Source organism: Clostridium sp. AN503 (assembly GCF_040719375.1).
Taxonomy (GTDB): domain Bacteria; phylum Bacillota; class Clostridia; order Lachnospirales; family Lachnospiraceae; genus Brotaphodocola.
Map to the genome: position 1 here is coordinate 1198772 of NZ_JBFDTP010000001.1, position 26063 is coordinate 1224834.

Here is a 26063-nt window from a genome sequence, read left to right on the forward strand (position 1 = left end):
ACTGTGGGGGATTTTATTTCCAGCACCGGCAGGCAGCAGGAGGAAATGCTTAAGGCTGCCGGTTATGACAGCTTCGACGCATTATTCGCCGATGTGCCGGAGAGCGTATTTTTAAAGGACGGGGTGTCCATCCCGGAGGGGCTTTCCGAGATGGAGGCAGGGGCCAGGATGGAGGCCATGGCGGCTGAGAACCGGGTGTTTGCGCATATATTCCGGGGCGCAGGTTCTTATCATCACTACATACCTGCCATTGTAAAAAGTGTGACGTCTAAAGAGGATTTCCTTACGGCCTATACGCCTTATCAGGCGGAGATCAGCCAGGGCAATCTTCAGGCAATCTTTGAATTTCAGACCATGATCTGCGAACTGACCGGGCTGGATGTGTCCAATGCTTCTGTCTATGACGGGGCGACGGCAGCGGCGGAGAGCATTTTCATGTGTAAGGAGCGGAAACGGGTGAAGGCGCTTGTGTCGGCAACAACGCCGCCGGAGGTTTTAAAGGTTATGAAGACCTACTGCTACGGACGCGATACGGAGCTTTGCGTGATCCCGGAAAAAGACGGCGTCACCGACATGGAGGCTCTTGGAGCCATGCTGGATGAGACCGTGGCCTGCGTCTATATGCAGCAGCCCAACTTCTATGGGATCCTGGAGGATGCTAAAGCCCTGGGGCAGATGGCTCATGAGAAAGGCGCGAAGTTCGTTATGGGCTGCAATCCCATCGCGCTGGCGGTCATGAAGACCCCGGCGGAATGCGGCGCCGATGTGGCGGTCGGGGAAGGGCAGCCGCTTGGCATGGCGATGGGATTTGGCGGACCGTACCTGGGATTTATGGCAGCTACAAAGGAAATGATGCGCAAGCTTCCCGGCAGGATCGTGGGAGAGACAGTGGACAGCGAGGGCAAACGCGGCTTTGTGCTGACCCTTCAGGCGAGGGAACAGCATATCCGCCGGGAAAAAGCCAGCAGCAACATCTGTTCCAACCAGGCTCTCTGCGCGCTGACAGCGTCGGTGTATTTATCCGCCATGGGAGCGGAAGGGCTTAAGCAGGCGGCAACACTCTGCACCTCCAAGGCCCATTATCTGCGGGAGGAATTAAAGAAGGCGGGGTATGCCCCGGTATACGAGAAACCATTTTTCCATGAATTTGTGACGGAGTGTCCTGCGGATGCAGGCGTTCTGATGAAACATCTGGAGCAGAGGGGCTATCTGGGCGGGCTGATCCTGCCGGGCAACCGGATCCTCTGGTGCGCCACGGAAATGAATACCCGACAGGAGATGGATGAGCTGGTCCGTCTGGCAAAGGAGGTGGCAGCCGTATGAAGCTGATATTTGAACGGAGCGTACCGGGGCGCAGATGCTCTATCCTGCCCGGATGTGATGTGCCGGTCGTGGAGCTTGAGGAGCTGGGCCGGAAGCAGGCGCTGCATCTGCCCGAGGTGTCGGAAAATGACATCAGCCGCCACTACACGGAGCTGGCAAAGGAGACCCACGGAGTCAATGACGGAGCTTATCCATTGGGCTCCTGTACGATGAAATACAACCCGAAGATCAATGAAGTGACGGCTTCCCTGCCTGGATTTACTGGCGTTCATCCCTTCCAGCCGGAGGAGACGGTACAGGGCTGCCTGGAGGTGCTGCACACGGCGGATAAGCTGTTTGCTGAGATCACCGGGATGGATCACATGTCCTTCCAGCCGGCGGCGGGAGCCCATGGGGAATTTACCGGGCTGCTGCTCATCAAGGCCTACCACGATCACCGGGGAGACAAAAAGCGGAACAAGATCATTGTGCCGGATTCCGCCCATGGGACCAACCCGGCCAGCGCTGTGATGGCTGGATACCAGGTGGTCAATATCCCGTCCCGGGAAGACGGCTGCGTGGACTTGGATGTGCTGCGCCAGGCGGTGGGGGAGGATACGGCGGGTCTTATGCTGACCAATCCCAACACCGTAGGGCTGTTTGACCGGAATATCCTGGAGATCACGCGGATCGTCCACGAGGCGGGAGGCCTGAATTATTACGATGGGGCCAATCTAAACGCGATCATGGGCGTGGCCCGTCCGGGAGACATGGGATTTGATGTGGTGCATTTGAATCTGCATAAAACCTTTTCCACGCCTCACGGCGGCGGAGGCCCGGGAAGCGGGCCGGTGGGCTGCAAGGGATTTTTAAAGGATTATCTGCCGGGGCATCAGGTGGTCATGGATGAGGAAGGCGTGTATCATTTTGCTGATTATCCGGAATCCATCGGTTCGGTAAAAGCGTTCTACGGCAATTTCCTGGTGGTAGTGAAGGCGCTGACCTACGTGCTGATGCTGGGTCATGAGGGCATCCGCCAGGCCAGCCAGAATGCGGTACTGAATGCCAACTATATCCGGGTGAAGCTCTCAGACGCCTACAAGATGGCCTATGATGAGACCTGTATGCATGAATTCGTTATGAGCCTGGAGCAGGAGAAGCATGATATTGAGGTAAATGCCATGGATGTGGCGAAGGCCCTTCTGGATTACGGGATCCACCCGCCGACCATGTATTTCCCGCTGATCGTCCATGAGGCTCTGATGGTGGAACCAACGGAGACGGAGTCAAAGGAAAGCTTAGATGAGCTGATCCATGCATTTTTGGAGATCCATGAGACCGCGAAGACGGATCCGGAGAAGATCCGCACCGCGCCCCACACGACCGTGGTAAAACGGCTGGATGAGGTGCAGGCGGCGCGCAGCCCGAAGCTCCGGTATGGGTTTGAACCATGAAGCGGTTATCCTATATGATCAACCGGGAGACGAATCCCTACCATAATATTGCGCTGGAGGAATATCTCCTGGACCATGTGGCTGAAGATGAGGTCATCCTTTATCTGTGGCAGAACCGGAAAACGGTGGTGATCGGATACAATCAAAATGCCTGGCGGGAGTGCCGGGTGGAGGCTCTTTCGGAGGACGGCGGGTTTGTGGCCCGCCGTCTCTCCGGCGGGGGAGCTGTCTTCCACGACCTGGGGAATCTGAACTTTACGTTTCTGGCGCGGAGAGCAGATTATGATGTGGAGAAGCAGTCTGAGGTGATCCTGCGGGCGGTACAGTCCTTCGGGATTCCGGCCATCCGTAATGGACGCAATGACCTGACTGTGGAAGGCCGGAAGTTTTCGGGCAATGCATTTTACCGCAGAGGGGACTGCTGTTACCATCATGGAACGATCCTGATCCGTGCCGATAAGGGGCTGATGGGGAATTATCTGACGGTCTCGAAGGAAAAGCTTAAGTCGAAGGGCGTGGAGTCGGTGAAAAGCCGGGTGGTGAATCTGGAGGAATATGTCCCGGAGCTGAAGGTTTCGCAGATGGAGGAGGCGCTTGTCAGAGCATTTGGGGACGTCTATGGCGGAGCGGCGGAGATTATCGGGAAGGCGCTGGAGGATGGGGCTGTCTCGGGGGCTGAGCATGTTGCGCCGGAGCCGTATGATATGCGGAGGATTGACAGCGGGGAGCTGGAAAAAAGGCAGGAGCGATTCGGGTCCTGGGAATGGCTGTATGGAAGAAAGATTCCGTTTCAGTATGAAGTCTCGCGGAAGTTTTCATGGGGAGAGGTTCAGATCCAACTGGAGGTGTCGGAGGGAGTGATCCGCCGCGCGGTGGTCTGGACAGATGCCATGGATGTGGGATTTTCACCGTATGCGGAGAAACGGCTGGAAGGTGTGCGGTACCGGAAAGAGGAGCTGATGAGGAAGCTTGAGCAAAGCTTGGAGGCGGAGCAGCCTGAGGCGGAACAGTTGGAGGCGGAGCAGCCGGAAGCGAAAACGTCGGAAGCAGAGCAGTTGGAGGCTGAGCAGCCGGAAGCGAAACCGTCGGAAGCGGAGCAGCCTGAGGCAGGGAAAGCGAACAGGCTGGAAGAGGGCAGGCTGAGTATGCTGGCAGATGTGATAGAATGTTTGATGGCGGATAGTATACAAGATAGTTGACATAAAACTAATGAGTGGGGAGGGGATAAAGGTTGGATCAGGCGGAGAAATTGTACGACCTGCTGGTCATCGGAGCAGGGCCGGGAGGATATCCGGCAGCCCTCAAGGCGGCGGGCCTGGGGGAAAAAGTGGCGCTGGTGGAAAAGCGGGATCTGGGCGGTACCTGCTTAAACCGGGGGTGTATTCCCACAAAGACGCTGCTTCACAGTACGGAGCTGTATCGGGAGATCGCAGGCGCGGAGCGTTTTGGGATACGGTGCTCTGACGCTGTTCTGGATGAAGCCGCATTGTGGGGGCATAAGGATAAGACAGTGGCATCTCTGCGGGATGGAATAGCGCAGGTATTGAAGAAGCAGAAAGTGGAGGTGTTCCAGGGCGTCGGAAAGGTTGTGGGCGTGACCGATGCAGCAGAAAGCTGTGCGGCGCAGCAAAGCGCAACGGCAGGAACAGGGAACGGAAAGACGATAGTCACTGTTGCGGTTCAGGGGCAGGATGATAAGACAGAGACATTTAAGGCATATCATGTCCTGATCGCGACTGGTTCGGCACCGGCCTCTCTGCCAATTCCGGGGTTTGACCTGCCAGGGGTTTTAAACAGTGATACGGTTTTGGATGGCGATGAGTTGGGCGTGACTTTGCCGGGAGACGCCTCTGAATCCGGTGGGATCATTATCATAGGCGGCGGCGTGATCGGCATGGAGATGGCGACAGTATACAGCAATCTGGGCGTTCCGGTGACAGTATTGGAGGCTATGGACCGGATTCTGCCGGGTATGGACAAAGAGATTGCCCAGAACTTGAAGATGATTCTCAAGAAACGCGGTGTGGAGATCATCACCTCAGCCCGCGTCACCGCTGCGGAGAAGACAGAAGCAGGTATGGTCTGTCACTATGAGCAGGTGAATAAAAAAGGAGAGACAGAGACATTCTCCGTAACAGGGGAGAAAATCCTGGTCTCTGTTGGAAGGAAGACAAATGTGGACGGACTGTTCGCTGAGTCCGTGATCGATGTTTATTCCCGGGAAAAACTGTTCACTCCGAAAGGGCATATCATTGTGGATACAGCATACGGGACCATAATTCCCGGCGTGTGGGCTGTGGGCGATGTTGTGGGAGGCATTCAGCTTGCCCATGTGGCGACGGCGGAAGGCTGCCGGGCGGTGGAGGATATGTTTGGCATCCCGTACAGTCAGAATCTTGGAGTGATCCCGTCCTGCGTTTACACAGATCCGGAGATTGCCTGCGCGGGTATGACTGCGGATGCGGCAAAACAGCTGGGGATCGATGTGGTTACCGCAAAATATATTATGTCCGTAAACGGAAAATCCGTGCTGACCCTTCAGGAGCGGGGCTTTATCAAGCTGGTTGCGGAGAAATCAAGCGGCAAACTGGTAGGTGCCCAGCTTATGTGCGCCCGTGCTACGGATATGATCGGGCAAGTGGAACTGGCTATTGCCAGTGAAATGACAGCCGCAGATCTGGCAGCCGTTGTTATGGCGCATCCAACATTTGCCGAAGGGATCGGAGAGGCGGCCCAGGCGTTGGCGGCAGAGGTGACAGCGCAAGGGGCTGTTGGGAAATAGATAATCCTACAAAATGACAGGCGCGATTCATACGAACCACGCCTGTCACTTTTACTAGCATATGATATTATACTTCGTTTACATGATACTTTTCAAACATGGATCTTCTGAAATCCAGATCCTGCTGTAACTTTGGCAGGTCTTTTGAATGGCCGTCGGCTATCATGGCGTTGACCAGCTTCAGCATGGCTTCCTGGCCGATCTCCTGGCCAATCTCTTGCCCAATCTTCTGTCCAATCTCCATCCCTACCTGCTGTCCCCTTTGCATGCCTTCTTCAAACCGCACATCCAGAGCGTCGTCTATATTAAATTCCGTATACAGCATATTCACCGCCTCCGTTCCATGCTCTTTCAGGGTTTCGGTCAGATCTGCTTTTCTGGCAGAGATTGTACTTTGTCTATATGATACTTATCGAACATGGATTTTCTGAAATCCAGATCCTGCTGTAACTTCGGCAGATCTTCCGAATGACCATCGGCTATCATGGCGTTGACCAGCTTCAGCATGGCGTCCTGGCCGATCTCCTGGCCGATCTCTTGCCCAATCTCCATTCCTACCTGCTGTCCCCTTTGCATGCCTTCTTCAAACCGCACATCCAGAGCGTCGTCTATATTAAATTCCGTATACAGCATATTCACCGCCTCCGTTCCATGCTCTTTCAGGAATTCTGCCATGATCCCTTCCTGTTCGCAGTCCTTCATCGCAAGGACGATCGCCTCATCCCGGTTCTTCCCGCTTTCGACGTAATCCCGGATCTTCTGGATAAAAAAGGAATACTCGTAAAGTGGCCGGCACCGCTTGAGGATCGGGTGATTCACCGGCAGATTGATGTTGATGATCCTTACTTTTAATTCTAACATAGGAGAGTCTGTTTTTTCAAGGTATGCGTCAGAAAGTTTCAGGATTTTCTCAGAGGGAAAAGCGTTTGTACCATTATAGAATACAAAAAACTCCGGGGTTGGGATGGGAATCTGTGCGGTCCGGTACAGCGCTTTCGGTTCGATCATCTTTTCCATGGTGCGTCCATAGTAGATCGCGTCCCGAAGCGGCATGTTTGCGTTGAGGGTCGATTGGTGCTCGCTGATCACCAGTACCTTATTTCTTGCTGTGAACGCCAGATCATTCTTGCGCGCCATGAACAGAACGCCGCTCAGCGTCTGGAAAACAATATCTTCCGGCGATACGGTTTCCTGCTCATCTAAGGCAGCGTACAGCTTTGCTGCATTTTCCGGAGTCCCGAATAAGGTGGTGAATGCACTGGATTTTACCTCCCGGTTTGCTGCATGGGGTGTTACATCGGTCATAGAAATACCTCCTGAATATAGATTGTATCGATTGAGAAATGTTTTGCAGAGACTGCAAGAAAGTGGATTAACCTGATCTCACTCGAAATGTTCTTTTATACTAGCAGAATTTCTATAAGCTGTCCATAGCTTTTGAAATTTATTTTACTTTTTTGTATTATAAAATTTAAAGAACAACATTTGAATAAAAGTAAAAAGCAGACGGGATAATATGACACTCAGGATTATTATTACCATCTGCTTTTTATGAATTTGAGGAACAATTAAGGTTAACTGTTTTCAGCAGAAGCGCGGCGTTTCCATTTCTCAATCTGCTGGTTTATCAATCTGGCGTCTTCTCTGTTTTTTTTCAGAAACAGGAGCGTTATGATCCCACTGACAATAAATATCCAGGCAGCTAGAAGCAGAGTATTGACCACGGTGAGCGGAAGCCAGTTCCAGACTATGCATTCTAATAAAACGGTTTCCAGCGTAATGAGTGAAGCTGTAAGCATATAGGCCAGAACAGCACTCTGGATCGGCAGGAGGGCTACCCCCTCAAATATCAGCATGGCGAGAACAATGATTACGGCATATTTTAGTAAAATGTCATATGAAATCACAGCAGTGTGGGAATCCGTATAAAATGAAAAATAAGCTATTACAGAGGCTGTTATTAAGATACAAAAAGTACTGATAAGATCATAAAGTTTTTTCATATTTATCCTCTCAATCCATGAATTTCTGTTTAAAGTTGTATAAATAATTACGATTTACAATCAAACGTTCTTTGTTTACCAACACCAGTTCCAGTTTCGAGATTCCAATGGATCGGACCTGTTCGATCTGATGCAGGTTTACAATCGTATTTTTGCTGATCCTGATAAAATCCAGATCAGCCAGCTTCTTTTCCAGTTCGTAGAGCCGCTGTCTGCTGTCAAAGGTATCGGAACGGGTGTAAAGAAAGGTCCGGTTTTCGATGGATTCGATATAAAGGATCGAGTCAACCGGAATTTTAAAGCTGGATTTTTCCTGATATCCAATGATAAAGGTTTCCATATTCTGAATCACGTTGATAATATGCCGGAGATTTTGGGTTACAGACTGGCATTCTATCGTGATCCGGGTTTCTTTAACTTCTGGGCTTTGCATGATTTTAAGTTCCATACATGTTCTCCTTGCCTGTAGGGGGTGTTATTCTTGTGGGCGTGTGAGCATTGGCTGTGATGTTAGTATACTGGTTTTATAAAAAATCGCAATACAAAAACACGCCACCTGCATTTTTTGCCCTCTAAGCTGCATTTGAGTTTAATAATGGTTGATGTTAAAGAGATAGCCAAAAATCCCGTTACGTGGTAAAATATGAAGAAAGTTGCAAATCGGAATATGGTTTGCCTAAGGGGGCGGGGATATGTATCTTTTGTTCTTTCTTGTGTGGATGATCTTAAATGGCAGGGTGACAGTGGAAATCTGTATATTCGGTGTATTTATATCATCCGCACTTTTTTATTTTATGTGCCGCTACATGGATTACAGCGTAAAAAAGGAGCTGGCTCTATTCCGGCTGCTGCCATTGTTTTTCCGGTATTTCTGGGTGTTGGTAAAAGAGATCGTGAAAGCCAACGTGTGTGTGCTGAAGATCATCCTGTCACCGGAGCTGCAGCCGGAACCGGCTTTTGTGTATTTTGACACGAAACTGAGCACCGGGACGGCCAGGATGCTGCTGGCCAATTCCATTACCCTGACGCCGGGAACGATCACCGTGTCTGTGGAGGGGAACCGGTTCTGTGTCCATTGCCTGGATCGGGAGCTGGCGGAGGGCATGGAGGCGTCGGTGTTTGTGGAACTGCTTAGGGAAATGGAGGAGAAACAGGCATTATGGAGCTGATAGGACAGGCATACAGAATTTTGCTGACAGGTGCGCTGATCGTGCTGGCGCTGTTGATCATATTCAGTATCATCCGCTCGGTGCTGGGACCGGGCATCTCAGACCGGATCATTGCGGTCAACATGACTGGAACGATGATCATCATGGTGATCGCCATCCTCTCGGTATTTTTGAATGAGAATTACCTGGTGGATGTGTGCCTCATCTATGCCATGATCAGCTTCCTTGGAGTTGTGGTGCTCTGTAAAGTGTATACGGGCGTGTATCTGCAGAAGAAGAATCTAAAAGCCGACTTAGGGGCCATTGAGGATAACTTAAACAGGCAGAATCAGAGCACACAGGACCAGCGGGCACAGGAACAGGAGGTTTCATCATGATCGGGGAATGGATTCGTTTTGTGGTTTCCGCAGGATTCCTTCTGATAGGAATTATTTTTATGATCCTTGCGGTGTTTGGGGTAAACCGTTTTCATAAGGCATTGAACCGGATGCATGCGGCAGCCATGGGGGATACACTGGGTATCCTGTTTGTGTTTCTGGGGCTGATGATCATGCGGGGATTCTCCATGGATGCCCTGAAGCTGTTTTTGGTGGTGCTGTTCTTCTGGACGGCGTCTCCTGTATCGGGGCATATGATCAGCCGTCTGGAGGCTATGACGGATGAAGCTCTGGGCGAGATCCAGATTATCAGAAAAGAGGAAGAAGGGGAAGAGCATGAAACTGTTTGAGATCATTTTGCTGGTCTGCCTGATCGTGTGCTCTGTTTCAGTCGGGTTCACCAGGGATTTGCTGACTTCCATTGTCATATTCATGTCCTACAGCCTGATCATGTGCGTGATCTGGGTTCTCTTGCAGTCGCCGGATCTGGCGATCACCGAAGCCGCAGTAGGCGCAGGAGTTACCAGTATCCTGTTTTTTGTTACCCTGAAGAAGATCAGGGCGATCCAGAAGGAGGGCCGCCATGAGCAGGAGGAAGGATAATTACGAGAACAGCCGGTGGCTGAAGTTTAAGCGGTGGGTGGACGGGGAGATCGATCCGTTGGCAGAGGGAATGGAGACAAGAGCGCCGGAGGCGGAGGCAGCGCAGGAACCCGGGCAGGAACCTGCATCAGTGCAGCCACAGCCCCAGCCCTCCCCGTCAACCGCGCCCCAGTCCTCCAATCCCCTGGAAAGCCGCGGCATCCGCAGATTCCGCAGATTTTACCAGGTGATGTCAGTTCTACTATGTTTCAGCATCATCTTTGTACTGTTGTGGACCATCGCATATCTGCCTGTATTTGGCAATGCGGGCAATCCTGACAACAATGAAGTATCTGCCCGTTACATTGAAAGCGGCCTCAAGGAGACCGGGGCGGTGAATATCGTTACAGGGATGATCCTGGATTACCGGGCCTTTGACACCTTTGGGGAATCCTGCGTGCTGTTCATCGCGTCCTGCTGCGTGCTGGCGCTGCTGCGCATCGATAAGGACAGCGGGGACGAGGGAGCGAGAAAGCGGCTGGAGGAGGCCAATGACCGGTTGTTTGAGCCGAAAAATGATGTGATCCTGCAAAAATGCGCCTGCATCCTGGTGCCGCTGATCCTTATATTCGGGATCTATATCGTGCTGAACGGGCATCTCTCGCCGGGAGGAGGATTCTCCGGCGGCGCGGTGCTGGGTTCGGGGCTCATCCTGTACCTTAACGCGTTTGGCTTCCAGAAGACGGAGCAGTTTTTCACGGAGAAGGTCTACCGGAGGATCACACTGGGGGCGCTGTCTTTTTATTGTCTGGCAAAGAGCTATTCCTTCTTTACGGGGGCGAACCACTTAAAGAGCGGGATCCCCTTAGGGACGCCGGGGGCGATCTTAAGCAGCGGCCTGATCCTGCCGCTCAACATCTGTGTTGGGCTGGTGGTGGCCTGTACGCTCTATGCATTCTATACGCTGTTTCGGAAGGGAGGGATGTAGCATGGCGGCACACCTGATCACCAATATAGAAGAGACTGTGTCGGTGGTGCTGTTTGGCATCGGATTTACCATGCTTCTGCTTCACCGGAACCTGATCAAAAAGATCATGGGTATGAATATCATGGACACGGCGGTGTATCTGTTCCTGGCGGCGAAGGGGTATATCAAAGGCAGGATGGTGCCCATCGTGACCGACGGCATCCTGGAAGCTTCCGCCTACATCAATCCGGTGCCCAGCGGCCTGGTGCTGACGGGTATTGTGGTATCGGTCAGCACCACGGCGCTGATGCTGGCCCTGACGATCCGTCTGTATGAGCGGTATCATTCCCTGGATCTGGATGAGATCCTGATGCGGGCGAAAGAGGAGGAGCAGATGAAGGAGGAAGAGACATGACATTTGTGCAGAACTTTCCCTTCTTCTCCATTATCATTGCCATGTTTTCGGGCATTGTATCCTCGGTGCTTCCGGGGAAACGGGCCAGGGACTTAAGTGTGGCCGCGATCCTTGTGACCACGGCCATGTCCGCGGCTGTGCTGTTTTTCTGTATGGGTACGGGAGAGAGTTATACCTACATGATGGGGCATTTTCCGGCTCCATGGGGGAATGAGATCCGTGCGGGAGTGCTGGAAGGGCTGACGGCGGTCCTGTTTGGCATTGTGATGCTGCTTGCGGTGGTGGGCGGCATGGACTATACGTTCCGGGACGTGGAAGGGACGAAGCTGAACCTGTTTTATATCATGATCGATTTAATGCTGAGCTCCCTGCTGGCGCTTATCTACACCAACGATCTGTTTACGGCTTATGTGTTTGTGGAGATCAATACGATCGCCGGATGCGGCCTGATCATGATCCGTCAGAAGGGGCGGAGTTTGTCTGCGGCCATCCGGTATATGATCATGAGCCAGTTGGGTTCCGGCCTGTTTCTGATCGGGCTCAGCCTGCTTTATGATGTGACCGGTCATCTTCTGATGAGTCCGGCAAAAGCGGCGGTGGCAGCGATCGAGGCGGCAGGAAGTTATGAGATTCCAATGCTTGTGATCCTTGCAGTCATCAGTGTTGGCCTGGCGATCAAGAGCGGCCTGTATCCATTTCATTACTGGATCCCTGATACCTATGGATATGCCACGCCCACAGCCAGCGCGATCCTGTCGGGTCTGGTCTCAAAGGGCTATATCTTTTTGCTGATCAAGATATTTTACCGGGTACTGGGGCGGGAAAATGTCATTGCCAGCCGGATCGTCAATGTGCTGTTTATCTTTGGCCTGGCGGGGATGATCCTTGGCTCAGTCCATGCGATCATGGAAAAGGACCTGCGCCGGATGATCGCCTATTCTTCAGTGGCGCAGATCGGCTATATCTACATGGGCATCGGCCTGGGGACCCAGGCGGGGATGATCGCGGCGGTGTTTCACATGTTTACCCACTCCGCCACCAAGGCGCTGCTGTTTATCAGCGCGGTGGGGCTTTACGGGGTATCGGGGGACCGGAAGGATTACAAAAGCCTGCGGGGGGCCGGATACCGGCATCCGCTGGCGGGGGTGGGATTTGCAGTGGGAGCCTTGTCTATGGTTGGATTTCCCATGCTTGCAGGTTTTATATCGAAGCTTTTATTTGCCACATCCGCCCTGCAAAGCCCACATAAAATGCTGCCGACACTGATCGCATTGGCGGTCAGTACGACGCTGAATGCAATCTATTTTCTGCGGATGGTGATAACATTGTATGCGCGGCCTGCCAGCATGGAGAAGCCTGCCAGCGCTGAAAAGCCTGCGAGAAGTTCTATAAAGTTCCGGACTGCGATTTTTTGCTTTGTCCTGCTGAACCTGGCGCTGGGGTTGTTTTCCCAGCCGATCGTACAGGCGATCGCGGACGGACTTGCCATGTTTGATTAAAAGGGGGGCGTGAGATGGAAGGACATATGATATTGCTGCTGCCGGTGCTTGTGCCGATACTTATGGGAGTCTCGGTGATGACATTAAAGGGACTGAAAAGAAACCGTCAGGCGCTTGTGGGGACTGTTCTTGTTTCATTGGTTGTCAGCGCTGCGCTTGTATTTGCCGCGTTGTCTGCGGGGGGAGACCTTGCGCTCTGGAAACTTACGGACACCATCACCATCGCGTTTCATGTGGACGGCGTGAGCCGGCTGTTTGCCGCACTGACCGGAATCGTGTGGCTGCTGGTGGGGATTTATTCGGTTTCTTATATGAAGCATGAGGAAGAGGAATCCCGATTCTTCGGGTTTTATCTGGTGGTGCTGGGAGTTTTGATCGGGCTGGATTTTTCCTCCAATCTGGTGACCATGTATGTGTTTTATGAATTGATGACCCTGACCTCCCTTCCGCTCGTTCTGCATGAGCGGACGAAGGAAGCGGTGATGGCAGGATTAAAATATCTGTTCTATTCGGTGGCAGGAGCATTTCTTGCATTGTTTGGTATTTTTTTCCTGGCAAATGTTTCGCCTTCCCTGACCTTCACGCCCGGTGGGGTGCTGGGCGGCGTGTCTCTGGCTGGGAAGGAAGGGCTTTTACTGGCGGCGGTGTGCTGTATGCTGATCGGATTTGGCACAAAGGCGGGCATGTTTCCGCTTCATGGCTGGCTTCCAACGGCGCACCCGGTAGCGCCTGCACCTGCCAGTGCGGTTCTCTCAGGTCTGATCACAAAGTCGGGCGTGCTGGCGCTGGTACGCGTGATCTATTATATTGTCGGCCCGGACAGGATCCGCGGCACCTGGGTGCAGAACGTATGGATCCTGCTGTCGCTGCTTACGGTCTTCATGGGTTCTATGCTGGCCTATAAGGAGCCGGTCCTTAAAAAGCGTCTGGCTTATTCAACGGTCAGCCAGGTTTCCTATATCCTGTTTGGCTTAAGCCTTTTACAGCCTGTGGCTTTTGTGGGGGCGCTCTCCCATGTGGTGTTCCATTCTCTGATCAAAAATGCGCTGTTCCTCTGTGCAGGGGCGGTGATTGTGACGACTGGGTGGACAAGGGCTTCGCAGATGCGGGGACTTGGGACTGTGATGCCGGTGCTCCTGGGCTGTTACACGATTGTTTCCCTTGCGCTTGTGGGGATTCCCCCGGCCAGTGGATTTGTGAGCAAATGGTATCTGGCTTCCGGGGCACTGGCTTCGGGTACGGGAGCCTTCACCTGGATCGGTCCGGTGGTGCTGCTAGTCAGCGCGCTTTTGACAGCCGGTTATCTGCTGCCGCTCACCATAAACGGATTTTTTCCTGGAGCAGATTTTGACGGAAAAGAGATCCGGGAGCGGGGTCTTGCGGGAAAAGAGCCGCCTCTGCTGATGCTGGGGCCGGTGATCATCCTGACGGCGGGCGCGCTGCTCTTTGGCTGTTTTCCGGGACCGCTTCTTTCCATGATTGAGACGATTGCGGCGTCCGTGCTGTGACGGAGGGGCTTATGAATAAAATGTTACTGGCAGCGCCGGTGCTGCTTCCTATCGCCGGAGGGATGCTTTTGCTGGCGTCGGGACTTTTTAAACGCGGCGGAGTGGGCGGCAGTCGGAAGCTGGCTTTGTACGTGGAGGGTCTGGTGCTGGTCAACAGCCTGATCATCGCATGGCTTTTGTTCCACAGGCCGGAGGACGGCGGCAGGATGGTACTTTTCAGGCTGTACGGTAATCTGATCGTGATGTTCAAGCTGGACGGTATGGGCAGCGTATTTGCGGGATTGATCGCGTTTCTGTGGCCGCTTGCCACGCTCTATGCGCTTGAGTATATGAGGAAGGAACAGAGAAAGTCGGAATTTTTCGCCTACTATACTATGACCTATGGCGTGACCGCGGGGGTTGCCCTGGCGGGCAATCTGCTTACCATGTACCTGTTTTATGAAATGCTGACGCTGGTGACGTTTCCGCTGGTGCTGTACCCCATGACAAAGGAAGCGGTGAGGGCAAGCCGCAGATACCTCTATTATTCCATCGGCGGAGCTGCGTTTGCGTTTATCGGCCTGGTGTTTGTGCTGAGGTATTCGGCAACGGGCAATACGGAATTTATCGCTGGCGGGGTGCTGGATCTGGCTATGGCGCAGGCGGACAGAAATATCCTGCTGCTCATCTATGTGCTGGCATTCTTCGGGTTTGGAGTCAAGGCGGCGCTTTTGCCCTGTCACGGCTGGCTGCCCAGGGCTACGGTGGCTCCCACCCCAGTGACGGCGCTGCTCCATGCAGTGGCGGTGGTGAAGTCCGGCGCCTTTGCGATCATGCGGTTTACTTATTTCAGCTTTGGAACCCGTTTTTTGTTCGGAAGCTGGGCGCAGTGGGTGGTGATGGGAGCGGCGCTTATGACGATCGCGTTTGGCTCTACTATGGCGGTGCGGGAGATCCACTGGAAACGACGTCTTGCATATTCAACGATCAGCAATTTATCTTACATCCTGTTTGGGGCGGCAATGATGACGCCTCTTGGGCTGGCGGCGGCTCTAAGCCATATGGTGGCCCATGCGTTTATGAAGATCTGTTCCTTTTTCTGCGCCGGGGCGGTGATGCACCAGTCAGGAAAAACATATGTATATGAGCTGGACGGCCTGGGCAGGAAAATGCCGGTGACCTTCGCCTGCCTGACTGTGGCGAGCTTCTCACTTATGGGGATTCCGCTGTTTGCCGGGTTTATCAGCAAATGGAATCTGGCTCAGGCGGCCTTTGACTGCGGTGGGAGTGCAGCGGCGTATGGGGCGGCCCAGACAGCAGCGGCTGTGGGCGTTTCTTCCATGGGCTGGCTGCCTTATGCGGGAGTCGGGGTGATCCTGTATTCGGCTCTGATGACGGGGATCTATATGCTGATCGTGCTGATACGGGCTTATTTTCCAAAGATACTGCCGCAGGCGGCTGTTGTTAAGGAGGATGGTCTGCAAGGTGGTTCCGGCATCGGAGCAAATGCGGCCTCCGGTGATCCGGTGGGCGGCGCAGGACGGCCTGTTACAGATCCGAACTGGATGATGCTGGTCCCGCTCATCACATTTGCGGTGGTGATTCTGGTGATCGGGCTCCATTCTGCTCCGCTTATGGAGTATCTGACAGCGATAGGAGGTGAGGCGGGATGATCGGACCGTTTGACGTTTTGATCCCGGGCTTTGGCGGCTTGGGGCTGCATTTCCGGCTGGATGGATTCCGCCTGGTCTATCTGGGGATCGCGGTGCTGATGTGGTGTGTCAGCGGAGTGTTCTCTTTAGAGTACATGGCCCATTATGAGAAACGGCGCAGGTACTATGTGTTTTTCTGGCTCACATTTCTGGCTACAGCCGGGGTGTTTCTGTCTGCGGACTTTTATACCACATTTCTCTTTTTTGAGATCATGTCCTTCACTTCTTATGTGTGGGTTGCTTTTGATGAACGGAAGGAGAGTCTTCGGGCGGCGGAGACTTATCTGGCGGTGGCGGTGATCGGCGGGCTGGCGATGCTGATGGGCCTGTTTATGGTGTATGATCTGTTCGGCACGCTGGAAATGGACGCGGTCGGAACTGCTGCGGGGCAACTGCTGGCGCTGGAAAAATCTGTCAATAGTATAGAAGCCAGTGCGTTGACTGCAAGGGCTGTGACGCGTCTTTACATTGCCGGAGGCCTGATGTTGTTTGGGTTCGGGGCGAAGGCGGGCTGTGTCCCTCTTCACATCTGGCTGCCGAAAGCCCACCCGGAGGCTCCTGCGCCAGCCAGTGCGCTGCTGTCCGGAATCCTGACGAAAGCCGGTGTGTTTGGAATCATCGTGGTATCCTGCGGAATGTTTGGACAGGATAAGCCATGGGGACTTTTGCTCGCGGGACTGGGACTTCTGACGATGTTTGTGGGGGCGCTCCTTGCGCTGTTTTCGGTGAATTTGAAACGGACTTTGGCCTGCTCCTCGGTCTCCCAGATCGGATTTATCCTGACCGGGATTGGGATGGCGTGTCTCCTTAAAAGCGCTGGGGAGGGAAATGTCCTGGCAGTGCGGGGCGCATTCCTCCATATGGTCAATCACTCCCTGTTTAAACTGGTGCTGTTCCTCTGTGCGGGCGCGGTGTTCATGAACCTGCACCAGCTGGGGCTGAATGATATCAGGGGGTTTGGGAGAAAGAAACCGGCGCTGGCCTTCTGCTTCCTGATGGGGGCGCTGGGGATCAGCGGAGTTCCCCTCTGGAGTGGTTATGTGAGTAAGACCCTGCTGCATGAAAGCATTGTGGAGTACGGAGGGATTTTGGGCAATCCTGTGGTATGGACGGCGGCGGAGTGGCTGTTTCTGCTGACAGGCGGGATGACTGCGGCTTATATGCTGAAGCTGGCGGTGGCCCTGTTTGTTGAGAAGCATCCGTCGCGGCAGGCGGAGTTTGACGCCATGTCGGACTCTTATATGAAGCCGTCCAGCAGAAATGTGCTGGTTGGGACGGCGGTACTGCTCCCTGTCTTTGGTATATTTCCACGTCAGACGATGGAGCGGCTGGCGGATCTGGGAGAGGGATTTTTCGGAGTAAACGGCGCAGGGCATCCGGTTTCCTGGTTTTCCTTTGGCAATTTAAAAGGAAGCATGATTTCCATCGGGATCGGAATCGCTCTCTATGCGGTACTGGTGCGCGGAGTGCTCATGGAGCGCGAGGGAGAAACAGGCAGACGGTATGTGGACCGATGGCCTGCATGGATGGACCTGGAAAATCTGATCTACCGTCCGGTTCTTGCGACGGCGCTTCCGGGGATCTGCGGCGCGGTATTTGGATTTATTGACCGGTATCTGGTGTCTGTGGTTGTGACTGTATTCCTGGCAGTATCTTCCGTCCTGTGCCGGGCGATGGATCATATGGCGGACGGGCTGGTCCTGGCGGCAAGGAAGACGACACACAGCCAGCGTCCTGCTACAGCAGAGAGAACGAGTTCCGGAGGCAAAATGAGAGCTGCCGGGCAGGCCAGGCTTGCAAGCACCGGGGAGCGGATGCGTCACACGATCAGACTGGTGGAGGAAAGCTTTTCTTTTGGACTTATGTTATTCTGCATCGGCCTGTGCCTGACATTGGGGTATCTGCTGTGCGTGTTTTTCCGCGGGTAGTTTCCGGGTGGCAAATCCTTGTTCTGGACGAACCAGTTTTCCTATGGTATAATATGAACACTTAGCGAAGACAAGCCGTAAGGCGCAGGCTGAACTTAGTGAGAATATATACCTGGACACTTAGCGAGGCAAAGCCGTAAGGCGCAGGGCGAGTTTAGTGACCATGGTATAATATGAACACTTAGCGAAGAATACAGGTTACTGCTTGAAACGAATTCAATGAATTCGATAAGGAGACAGAATATGAAAGAAAACTTAAAGGTAAAGGGGCAGTTGAACGGATATCTGGCATGGCCGCTGCTGTTGTCCCTGTTCCTGGTTTTTGCGAATGTGGCTGTGGCATTTGTGAGCCGGATGGGCGCGCTGCTCATGCTGGCATTCACGGTCTGCTATATCGTGATAGCAGTCTGGATCTATGTGTACAGCCGCAAAAGGATCCTGGGCGGACTGGTGGACTTTTCTTCTGAATATGCGTGGATCCAGAAGCAGCTTCTGGCGGATATGGCATTGCCTTATGCCCTGGCAGATGAGGACGGCAGGGTAGTATGGATGAACAAGGCCTTCCAGGAGGTCATGGAGGAGGAAAAAGGAAGCAGAAAGAATCTGCTGTCCCTGTTCCCGGAGATGACAAAGACGGATCTTGCCACGGACGATGGCATAGCCAGTGTGCACACTTCATATGGAGAGCACAAATTCCGTCTGGACCTGCATCCCATGTATGTGAGCGGTACAGAGGAGGAAGAGATCAAAGCGGTTGTCGGCAGGCAGAAGCTGCTGGCAGTTTATCTGTTTGATGAGACGGAGATCCTGCGTTACCGTCAGGAGATCACCGATGAGAAGATGGTTGCCGGACTGATCTATCTGGACAACTACGAGGAGGCCTTAGAGAGCGTGGAGGAAGTGCGCCGCTCCTTGCTGACAGCGCTCATCGACCGTAAGATCAACAAGTATATCGGCGCTATGGACGGCGTCGTGAAGAAGATGGAGAAGGACAAATATTTCTTCACCATCAAGCAGAAGTATGTGGAACAGATCCAGGAGGAGCGGTTTGGGATCCTGGAGGATGTGAAGGCAGTCAATATCGGCAATGAGATGGCGGTCACCTTGAGTATCGGCATCGGCATGAACGGTGAGAGCTACAGCCAGAACTACGACTATGCCCGGGTGGCCATCGATATGGCGCTGGGCCGGGGCGGCGACCAGGCGGTACTTAAAGACGGCAGCAAGATCCAGTACTACGGCGGCAAATCCCAGCAGCTTGAAAAGGCGACCCGCGTGAAGGCACGCGTGAAAGCCCATGCCCTGCGGGAGCTGATGGAGACGAAGGACCGTCTGTTGATCATGGGGCACAAGCTCAGCGACATCGATTCCTTTGGCGCGGCCATCGGTATCTACCGGATCGCTACAGCGCTCAATAAAAAGTCCCATATCATCATCAATGAAGTGACTTCATCGGTACAGCCGATGATGAACCGTTTTCTGGACAATCCGGAGTACCCGGAGGATCTGTTTTTGACTGGAGCGCAGGCAGCGGAGCTGGTGGACAGCAATACTATGCTGGTGGTCGTGGATGTGAACCGTCCCAGCATCACCGATGCCCCGGAGCTTCTGCGTATGGTGAAGACGATCGTAGTGCTGGATCACCACCGCCAGAGCAGCGAGATCATCAGCAATGCGGTCCTCTCCTATGTGGAGCCGTATGCATCCTCAGCCTGTGAGATGGTTGCGGAGGTGCTTCAGTATATTGCTGACAGCATCAAGATCAAGTCAGCCGAGGCGGACGCCATGTATGCGGGGATTGTGATCGATACCAACAATTTTACCAATCAGACCGGCGTGCGTACCTTTGAGGCGGCGGCGTACCTGCGGCGCAATGGCGCAGATGTGACCCGCGTGCGCAAGCTGTTCCGGGATGATATGGCAGATTACAAGGCGAAGGCTGCGACCATCACCTCGGCGGAAGTGTTCCGGGAAGCATTTTCCATCGGGATCTGTCCGGCGGATGGCTTGCAGAGCCCGACGATCGTGGGTGCGCAGGCAGCCAACGAACTGTTGGAGATCAAGGGTATCAAGGCTTCGATCGTGCTGACTGAGTACCACAATGTCATCTATTTAAGCGCCCGCTCCATCGACGAAGTCAATGTGCAGGTGATGATGGAGCAGCTCGGCGGCGGAGGACACCGGACCATAGCCGGGGCGCAGCTTGAGGGCGTGACCGTTGAGGAAGCCAAGACCCGGGTAAAAGAAGTAATAGACCAGATGTTGCAGAAGGGAGATATATCATAATGGAAGTAGTATTATTGGAAGATGTAAAGGCTCTTGGGAAAAAGGGCCAGATCGTAAAGGTAAATGACGGCTATGCGAGGAATTTCATTCTGAAGAAGAACCTGGGAGTGGAAGCCACCGCGAAGAATTTAAATGATTTAAAGCTCCAGAAGGCCAACGCAGATAAGCTTGCGGCAGAGCAGCTTGCGGCGGCGAAGGAGCTTGCGGCAAAGATTGAAAAGCTGGCAGTGACCCTGACCATGAAGGCAGGGGAAGGCGGCAGGGCATTCGGTTCTGTTTCCAGCAAGGAGATCGCGGCGGCGGCGTCCGAGCAGCTGGGACTGGATATTGACAAAAAGAAGATGGTGCTGCCGGAACCGATCAAGACCTTCGGAACTCATGAGGTACCGGTAAAGCTGCACAAGGATGTGACGGCGAAGCTGGCGGTCAAAGTGACAGAGGCTTAAACGCGGGTATTAGATGCAGATGCCCAGGGCTTAATTGCCGTATGGCAGGAGACAGATACCGGAGGATAAAAGCCGGTACAGGATTTGTGATAGGAGAAAGACAGACAGATGGATGAAGCCCTGATGAAACGGGTGCTTCCTCACAGTATTGAAGCGGAGCAGTCGGTGATCGGTTCCATGTTGATGGATAAGGAAGCGATCATTGCGGCATCCGAGATTGTAGTGGCAGCGGATTTTTACCAGCAGCAGTACGGCGTTATGTTTGAGTCCATGGTGGAGCTGTTTAACGAAGGCTTGCCAGTGGATCTGATCACCCTCCAGAACCGTTTAAAGGAGAAGGATGTACCGCCGGAGGTCAGCAGCCTGGAGTTTGTCCGGGATATCATAACCACAGTGCCGACCTCTGCCAATGTGAAGTCCTATGCCAATATCGTCCGTGAGAAAGCAGTTTTAAGAAGATTGATCAAGACAACTGAAGAGATAGCTAATACCTGCTATGTAGGTAAAGAACCGCTGGAGCAGATCCTGGCGGGCACGGAGAAGACCATATTTGATCTGCTCCAGAGCCGCAGCTCAGGTGATTTTGTCCCGATCCGGCAGGTGGCGCTGAATGTGCTGGAGAAGATAGAGACCGCATCCAAGACCCAGGGAACTGTTACCGGTATCCCTACTGGTTTTATAGATCTGGATTACAAGACTTCGGGTATGCAGCCTTCGGATTTCGTGCTGATCGCAGCGCGTCCGTCCATGGGAAAAACGGCTTTCGTGCTGAATCTGGTGGATCACGTGGCGGTCCGGAAGAACCTGCCATGCATGATCTTCAGTCTGGAGATGTCCAAGGAACAGCTGGTCAACCGTATGCTTGCCATGGAGTCCAATGTAGACTCTCAGAAGCTGAGGACTGGCAACTTGACAGATTCCGACTGGGATGCCGTTGTAGAAGGCATCGGGGTCATTGGCAATTCCAAGCTGATCATCGATGACACCCCTGGTATATCCATCACAGAACTGCGTTCCAAGTGCAGAAAAATGAAGCTGGAATACGGTCTCAGTATGGTTATCATAGACTACTTACAGCTCATGTCAGGCAGCGGCGGCAAAAACAGCGACAACCGTCAGCAGGAGATATCTGAGATCTCCCGTTCCTTAAAAGCACTGGCCAGGGAGATGAGCGCCCCGGTAGTAGCTCTGTCCCAGCTGAGCCGTGCCTGTGAGACGAGGACGGACCATCGTCCGATGCTGTCCGACTTACGAGAGTCAGGCGCGATCGAGCAGGATGCCGACGTAGTAATGTTTTTGTACAGGGATGATTACTATAATAAAGATACTGATACACCGAATATAGCGGAAGTCATCATTGCCAAACAGAGAAACGGCCCGATCGGAACCGTGAACCTGCTGTGGCAGCCGGAGTTTACGAAGTTTGTAAACTTGGCCAAGTGATGAGACGGGTAGGAAAAGGGGTGTGGGAGCTGGGAAAAATGAACTTGCTTTTGTTCATTTTTCCCAGCTCCCACACCCCTTTTTCTATGAGGCGAACGCCCCCAACTGAGATGAAGCGAAGCGGAATCGAAGTTGTTCCGGCGAACCAGCGAGGCGTCCGTCCTGCACACCTCATTCCATTACAACGATTTCACGGCACTTCGACCAATCCGCCTTTACCCTCACAGTATCCAGCTCATCATACCTCCTGACAAAATACTCCTGTTCTGCCAGATCAATAACTGCTGTGTACTGTGTATAATCTGCGGCTTCCCGTCCAGTGACCACAACCCCTTTTGGGATCATGACACCCTCTAAAGCATGAAAGCACGCGGCGGGAAGCTCATTTCGTTCCTCTGGGATCTCCATAAAACTTTTAATAAAAGCTGTCCGCACAAATCTCCCCGGCGGGGTAAAATCACCTGGAAGCCCGGTACTCCCGGCGCCCTGTCCAAAAGGTGACAGTTTTGCTTCCAGCCATTCGGCGTCTTCGTTCTGCCGTGGTGACAGTCCTGCAAAGTTGCGCAAATTGCACATATGCCATGGAAAATCCGGACTGTTTGTCAATACTCCAATGGGATTATTCCATAGATGCAGGCCATCCGAAGTTTTTTCGATGACAAGACAGCCCCCATCCTTGTCTGTGATGATCCAGTGAAGGGGCGCAACGGATTTTGTCACGGAATCCTCAATGCCAACAATTTGAATTGATTTTAGGATTCCGGAGGCCTGGCGGACGGAGCTGCATTGCCCCAGAAGGAAACCTACGATCTCGATGGCGGCAATGGAAAGATTGGAAGAACCCGCTGATTCCGGCGGTTCATAGCTTGCATATCCAGGGAAATAGAGGGCAGCGGCGGCAAAACCGGATTCATTCACGCCATCGGCAAAAACAACAGGATTGATATCCTGACCAGTACCAAGGAAGCTATAACGGTTTTGTATGGTATGAGTGCCGCAGAGATTTCCCCAACGGTAGTTTCTGGGGACCTGATACATTTTGGGATCGAGCTGGTAAGAAAAATCCATAGTGCGCCCGAACCAGATATTTCCGCTGGGCGACTGAATAGTAATAGCAGTACACATGGATAAACCTCCTGTCAGAAGATCAATGGGAACATAGTGATATATATTCAGGAGGAATCTCAGGCATTCCATTCCCTGCCCAGTTACCAGTTGTGCCCCCATCTGTGCCGGTTGTGCAGAAATCCGCAATTTTTATCAAAAATATGATAAGGTTACCTCACTTAAATAAACCAGGGAGGGAAATACAATGTTAGCAATCAACATGGCAGATGTGGTAAACGTACTTAATACATGCAAACCATATCTCATCGGCTTTGCCGTGGTACTGGTTCTTGCAGTCATCGCAATGATCGCAGTGCGCGGCATGAAGAACGCAAAACGGAAACTCATAAGAGCGGAGGCGGGGATCGCGATCCTGCTGGCTCTCATCGTCACGGTGAACATGATCTGCTGGGGCCCTATGTCCAGCCTGATCTCGCTGGCAACCGGCAATGGCACGATCTCTGAGGAGACCTCAGGCGAGGCCACGGATCTCTGCACGGAGATCGCCGAGGAAGGAATTGTGCTTTTAAAGAATGAAGAGAGCACGCTTCCCATAGCAGGCGGGAACTTAAATGTGTTTGGCTGGGCGTCCACCAATCCCTGCTACGGCGGGACCGGTTCAGGTTCCCTGTCCGACGCGTATGAGACCGTAAGCCTGCTTCAGGGCTTAGAGCACGCGGGCTTCAGCCTGAACAAAGAGCTGTCCGACTTCTATACCACATACCGTACGGACCGTCCGGTGGTGGGGATGTGGGAGCAGGACTGGACGCTGCCGGAACCTGCAGCGGATTCTTACAGCGCGGATCTGATCAACAACGCCAAAGCATTTTCGGATACGGCCATGGTGGTGATCACCCGTGTCGGCGGTGAGGGAGCGGACCTGCCCACCGATGTAAGCCAGGTAACCTATCACAACAATTCTGAGGCTTATGCGGATTTTGAGCCAGGCGAGCACTTCCTTCAGATCAATAAAACGGAGAGAGATATGCTGGATCTGGTGTGCGCCAATTTTGACAAGGTAGTGGTCGTGTACAATGGCGCAAATGCAATGGAGCTTGGTTTTGTAAATGAGTATGAGCAGATCAAGAGCGTGTTATGGTGTCCTGGAACCGGACAGTCCGGCTTTAATGGCCTGGGCGAGATCTTAAGCGGACAGGTAAACCCGTCCGGCAAGACCAGTGATACGTTTGTACTGGACTTGACCACGACTCCTACCGCCAATAACTTTGGCAACTTTATTTACGACAATATGGAGGAGTTCAAGGTTACCCAGACCGGATTTACCGGCAAAGAGGAGATCACCTGGCCGTCCTTTGTCAACTACGTGGAAGGTATCTATGCAGGCTACCGTTTCTATGAGACTGCGGCGGCAGAAGGCCTGATCGACTATGACAGCACGGTACTGTATCCATTTGGCTATGGGCTGTCTTACACCACATTTGAGCAGACCATGGGGGAGATTACCGAGGATAACGGGCAGATCACCTTTGACGTGACAGTGACCAACACCGGGGATACCGACGGTAAGGACGTCATAGAAGTATATTATAATCCGCCTTATACAAACGGGGGGATCGAGAAAGCGACGGCGAACCTGATCGCGTTTGATAAGACAGACATCCTGGAGCCGGGAGCGTCCCAGACGCTGACCATCTCTTTTGCAGAGGAAGACATGGCATCCTACGATTATCAGAATGTAAAAGGCTATGTTCTGGAAGCTGGTGATTACAGGATCAGCATCAACAGCGACTCGCACAATGTATTGGCAGAACAGACCTTTACTGTGGATACCACTGTGGAGTATACTGGTGAAAACGGGCGTTCCAGCGATACAGCCGCAGTCACCAATGTATTTGACTATGCGGCAGGCGAGGTCACTTATCTCTCCAGGGCAGACGGATTTGCCAACTATAAAGAGGCGACCGCGGCACCGGCCAGCCTGACCATGAAAGAGGATGTTAAGGCGACCTTTATCAACAACAGCAACTATCACCTGGAGGATTACAACCTGGCGGAGGACACAATGCCCACGACCGGAGCGAAGAACTCCATACAGCTCGCAGATCTTCGGGGAGCGGAATATGATGATCCGAAGTGGGAGACCCTGCTTGACAATATGACCATCTCCGATATGGACACGGTGATCGCGCTGGGAGGCTACCAGACCGCCGCGGCAGGCAGCGTGGGGAAGGTGCAGACCATCGACTGTGACGGCCCGGCATCTATCAACAACAACTTTACCGGGACCGGTTCGATCGGATTCCCGTCGGCGGTGATGATCGCATGTACCTGGAATACGGATATTGCGGAGGCATTTGGCGAGAGCATCGGCAAGATGGCGGATGAGATGGGCGTATCCGGATGGTATGCACCGGCTATGAATATCCACCGCAGCGCATTTGCAGGAAGAAACTTTGAGTATTATTCTGAGGACGGGCTTCTGTCCGGCAGGATTGCGGCAAATGCTGTGACCGGCGCTGAGAAATACGGCGTATATGCTTATATCAAGCATTTTGCGCTGAATGACCAGGAGACCAACCGGTGCAGTATGCTCTGTACCTGGACCAACGAACAGGCGATCAGGGAGATCTACTTAAAGCCGTTTGAGATTGCTGTGAAAGAAGGCAAAGCCAAGGCTGTGATGTCCTCCTTCAACTACATCGGAACCAGATGGGCAGGCGGTTCTTCGGAGCTGTGCAATACGGTGCTCCGGGATGAATGGGGCTTCCAGGGATTTGTTCTGACAGATTATTTCGGCGTCTACGGCTATATGAGCTCTGACCAGGCGATCCGTAACGGCACCGACGCCATGCTGGTGGCTTATGACACGGAGACCAACCATGTGAAGGATACGAAGAGCGCAACCGGTGTCCAGGCTATGCGCCAGGCATGCAAAAATGTGATGTACACTGTAGTAAACAGCCGTGCTTATGCGCCGGAGAACTTACAGACCGGACTGATGGCATGGCAGATTATGGCGATCGTGGCCGATGTCATCCTGGCAGCAGGGCTTCTGGGACTGGAAGCTGTGGCTTTGAAGCGATATAAAAAGAGAAGCGCCGGGGAAGCATCTGTAGAGACATCTGAGCAGAACATGTAAAAAA

At 53.0% G+C, this 26063-nt stretch carries 23 protein-coding genes; 18 read left to right on the forward strand and 5 right to left on the reverse strand.

The features are described 5' to 3' along the window. The first annotated feature begins 3 nt into the window (after nucleotides 1-3). From gcvPA to lpdA, 4 genes are read left to right on the forward strand one after another with little or no spacing between them, the layout of a single operon-like run. The gene (gene gcvPA / locus AB1I67_RS05455; RefSeq protein WP_367028791.1) at nucleotides 4-1323 is read left to right on the forward strand and encodes an aminomethyl-transferring glycine dehydrogenase subunit GcvPA; all 1320 of its coding nucleotides are present in this window, start codon (nucleotides 4-6) and stop codon (nucleotides 1321-1323) included. Further along, nucleotides 1320-2756, forward strand: coding sequence for an aminomethyl-transferring glycine dehydrogenase subunit GcvPB (gcvPB, locus tag AB1I67_RS05460; protein WP_367028792.1), 1437 nt, complete (start codon nucleotides 1320-1322; stop codon nucleotides 2754-2756). Before gcvPA ends, gcvPB begins: the two co-directional genes overlap by 4 nt. Further along, entirely contained in the window at nucleotides 2753-3955 is a 1203-nt protein-coding gene (locus AB1I67_RS05465) for a lipoate--protein ligase (protein WP_367028793.1), read from the forward strand. Before gcvPB ends, AB1I67_RS05465 begins: the two co-directional genes overlap by 4 nt. Before the next feature lie 32 nt (nucleotides 3956-3987). After that, the gene (gene lpdA, locus AB1I67_RS05470; RefSeq protein WP_367028794.1) at nucleotides 3988-5538 is read left to right on the forward strand and encodes a dihydrolipoyl dehydrogenase; all 1551 of its coding nucleotides are present in this window, start codon (nucleotides 3988-3990) and stop codon (nucleotides 5536-5538) included. A 67-nt stretch (nucleotides 5539-5605) separates the two neighbouring features. Here the strand turns inward: lpdA and AB1I67_RS05475 are convergent, their stop codons facing one another. The 4 genes from AB1I67_RS05475 to AB1I67_RS05490 form a co-directional block, all read right to left on the reverse strand. After that, nucleotides 5606-5863 (reverse strand): hypothetical protein, encoded by a 258-nt coding sequence (locus AB1I67_RS05475; protein WP_367028795.1) that lies wholly within the window; start codon nucleotides 5861-5863, stop codon nucleotides 5606-5608. A gap of 38 nt (nucleotides 5864-5901) precedes the next feature. Then, entirely contained in the window at nucleotides 5902-6843 is a 942-nt protein-coding gene (locus AB1I67_RS05480; protein WP_367028796.1) for a hypothetical protein, read from the reverse strand. Nucleotides 6844-7112: 269 nt separating this feature from the next. Further along, nucleotides 7113-7541 carry a hypothetical protein gene (locus tag AB1I67_RS05485; RefSeq protein ID WP_367028797.1) on the reverse strand — a complete coding sequence of 143 codons (429 nt, stop codon included), beginning with the start codon at nucleotides 7539-7541 and terminating at the stop codon, nucleotides 7113-7115. A 10-nt stretch (nucleotides 7542-7551) separates the two neighbouring features. Beyond that, entirely contained in the window at nucleotides 7552-7989 is a 438-nt protein-coding gene (locus AB1I67_RS05490) for a LytTR family DNA-binding domain-containing protein (RefSeq protein ID WP_367028798.1), read from the reverse strand. 244 nt (nucleotides 7990-8233) lie between these two features. On the opposite strand from AB1I67_RS05490, the gene AB1I67_RS05495 reads away from it, so the two are divergent. The 13 genes from AB1I67_RS05495 to dnaB all read left to right on the forward strand — a co-directional run bounded on the left by AB1I67_RS05495 (nucleotide 8234) and on the right by dnaB (nucleotide 21852). Then, on the forward strand, nucleotides 8234-8710 hold the full coding sequence (locus AB1I67_RS05495; protein WP_367028799.1) for a Na+/H+ antiporter subunit E: 477 nt from the start codon (nucleotides 8234-8236) through the stop codon (nucleotides 8708-8710). Beyond that, nucleotides 8701-9087 (forward strand): monovalent cation/H+ antiporter complex subunit F, encoded by a 387-nt coding sequence (locus AB1I67_RS05500; RefSeq protein WP_367028800.1) that lies wholly within the window; start codon nucleotides 8701-8703, stop codon nucleotides 9085-9087. Before AB1I67_RS05495 ends, AB1I67_RS05500 begins: the two co-directional genes overlap by 10 nt. Continuing rightward, entirely contained in the window at nucleotides 9084-9437 is a 354-nt protein-coding gene (locus AB1I67_RS05505; RefSeq protein ID WP_367028801.1) for a monovalent cation/H(+) antiporter subunit G, read from the forward strand. Before AB1I67_RS05500 ends, AB1I67_RS05505 begins: the two co-directional genes overlap by 4 nt. Next, entirely contained in the window at nucleotides 9424-9690 is a 267-nt protein-coding gene (locus tag AB1I67_RS05510; protein ID WP_367028802.1) for a hydrogenase subunit MbhD domain-containing protein, read from the forward strand. Before AB1I67_RS05505 ends, AB1I67_RS05510 begins: the two co-directional genes overlap by 14 nt. Continuing rightward, entirely contained in the window at nucleotides 9671-10657 is a 987-nt protein-coding gene (gene mbhE, locus AB1I67_RS05515) for a hydrogen gas-evolving membrane-bound hydrogenase subunit E (protein ID WP_367028803.1), read from the forward strand. Before AB1I67_RS05510 ends, mbhE begins: the two co-directional genes overlap by 20 nt. A gap of 1 nt (nucleotide 10658) precedes the next feature. Then, nucleotides 10659-11051 carry a cation:proton antiporter subunit C gene (locus tag AB1I67_RS05520; protein WP_367028804.1) on the forward strand — a complete coding sequence of 131 codons (393 nt, stop codon included), beginning with the start codon at nucleotides 10659-10661 and terminating at the stop codon, nucleotides 11049-11051. Then, nucleotides 11048-12550 carry a proton-conducting transporter membrane subunit gene (locus tag AB1I67_RS05525; protein ID WP_367028805.1) on the forward strand — a complete coding sequence of 501 codons (1503 nt, stop codon included), beginning with the start codon at nucleotides 11048-11050 and terminating at the stop codon, nucleotides 12548-12550. The genes AB1I67_RS05520 and AB1I67_RS05525 overlap by 4 nt, the downstream gene beginning before the upstream one ends. A gap of 14 nt (nucleotides 12551-12564) precedes the next feature. Then, nucleotides 12565-14058, forward strand: coding sequence for a proton-conducting transporter membrane subunit (locus tag AB1I67_RS05530; protein WP_367028806.1), 1494 nt, complete (start codon nucleotides 12565-12567; stop codon nucleotides 14056-14058). Nucleotides 14059-14069: 11 nt separating this feature from the next. Continuing rightward, the gene (locus AB1I67_RS05535; protein WP_367028807.1) at nucleotides 14070-15710 is read left to right on the forward strand and encodes a proton-conducting transporter membrane subunit; all 1641 of its coding nucleotides are present in this window, start codon (nucleotides 14070-14072) and stop codon (nucleotides 15708-15710) included. Further along, on the forward strand, nucleotides 15707-17677 hold the full coding sequence (locus AB1I67_RS05540; protein WP_367028808.1) for a complex I subunit 5 family protein: 1971 nt from the start codon (nucleotides 15707-15709) through the stop codon (nucleotides 17675-17677). Before AB1I67_RS05535 ends, AB1I67_RS05540 begins: the two co-directional genes overlap by 4 nt. A 243-nt stretch (nucleotides 17678-17920) precedes the next feature. Next, complete coding sequence (locus AB1I67_RS05545) at nucleotides 17921-19963, forward strand: DHH family phosphoesterase (RefSeq protein ID WP_367028809.1); 2043 nt, start codon at nucleotides 17921-17923, stop codon at nucleotides 19961-19963. Continuing rightward, the gene (rplI, locus tag AB1I67_RS05550) at nucleotides 19963-20409 is read left to right on the forward strand and encodes a 50S ribosomal protein L9 (protein WP_367028810.1); all 447 of its coding nucleotides are present in this window, start codon (nucleotides 19963-19965) and stop codon (nucleotides 20407-20409) included. The genes AB1I67_RS05545 and rplI overlap by 1 nt, the downstream gene beginning before the upstream one ends. Nucleotides 20410-20517: 108 nt before the next feature. Beyond that, nucleotides 20518-21852 (forward strand): replicative DNA helicase, encoded by a 1335-nt coding sequence (dnaB, locus tag AB1I67_RS05555; protein ID WP_367028811.1) that lies wholly within the window; start codon nucleotides 20518-20520, stop codon nucleotides 21850-21852. 171 nt (nucleotides 21853-22023) lie between these two features. Here the strand turns inward: dnaB and AB1I67_RS05560 are convergent, their stop codons facing one another. Beyond that, on the reverse strand, nucleotides 22024-22977 hold the full coding sequence (locus AB1I67_RS05560) for a choloylglycine hydrolase family protein (protein ID WP_367028812.1): 954 nt from the start codon (nucleotides 22975-22977) through the stop codon (nucleotides 22024-22026). 187 nt (nucleotides 22978-23164) lie between these two features. Between AB1I67_RS05560 and AB1I67_RS05565 the strand changes: the two genes are divergently transcribed. Further along, nucleotides 23165-26059 carry a glycoside hydrolase family 3 N-terminal domain-containing protein gene (locus AB1I67_RS05565; RefSeq protein ID WP_367028813.1) on the forward strand — a complete coding sequence of 965 codons (2895 nt, stop codon included), beginning with the start codon at nucleotides 23165-23167 and terminating at the stop codon, nucleotides 26057-26059. The last annotated feature ends 4 nt before the right edge of the window (nucleotides 26060-26063 follow it).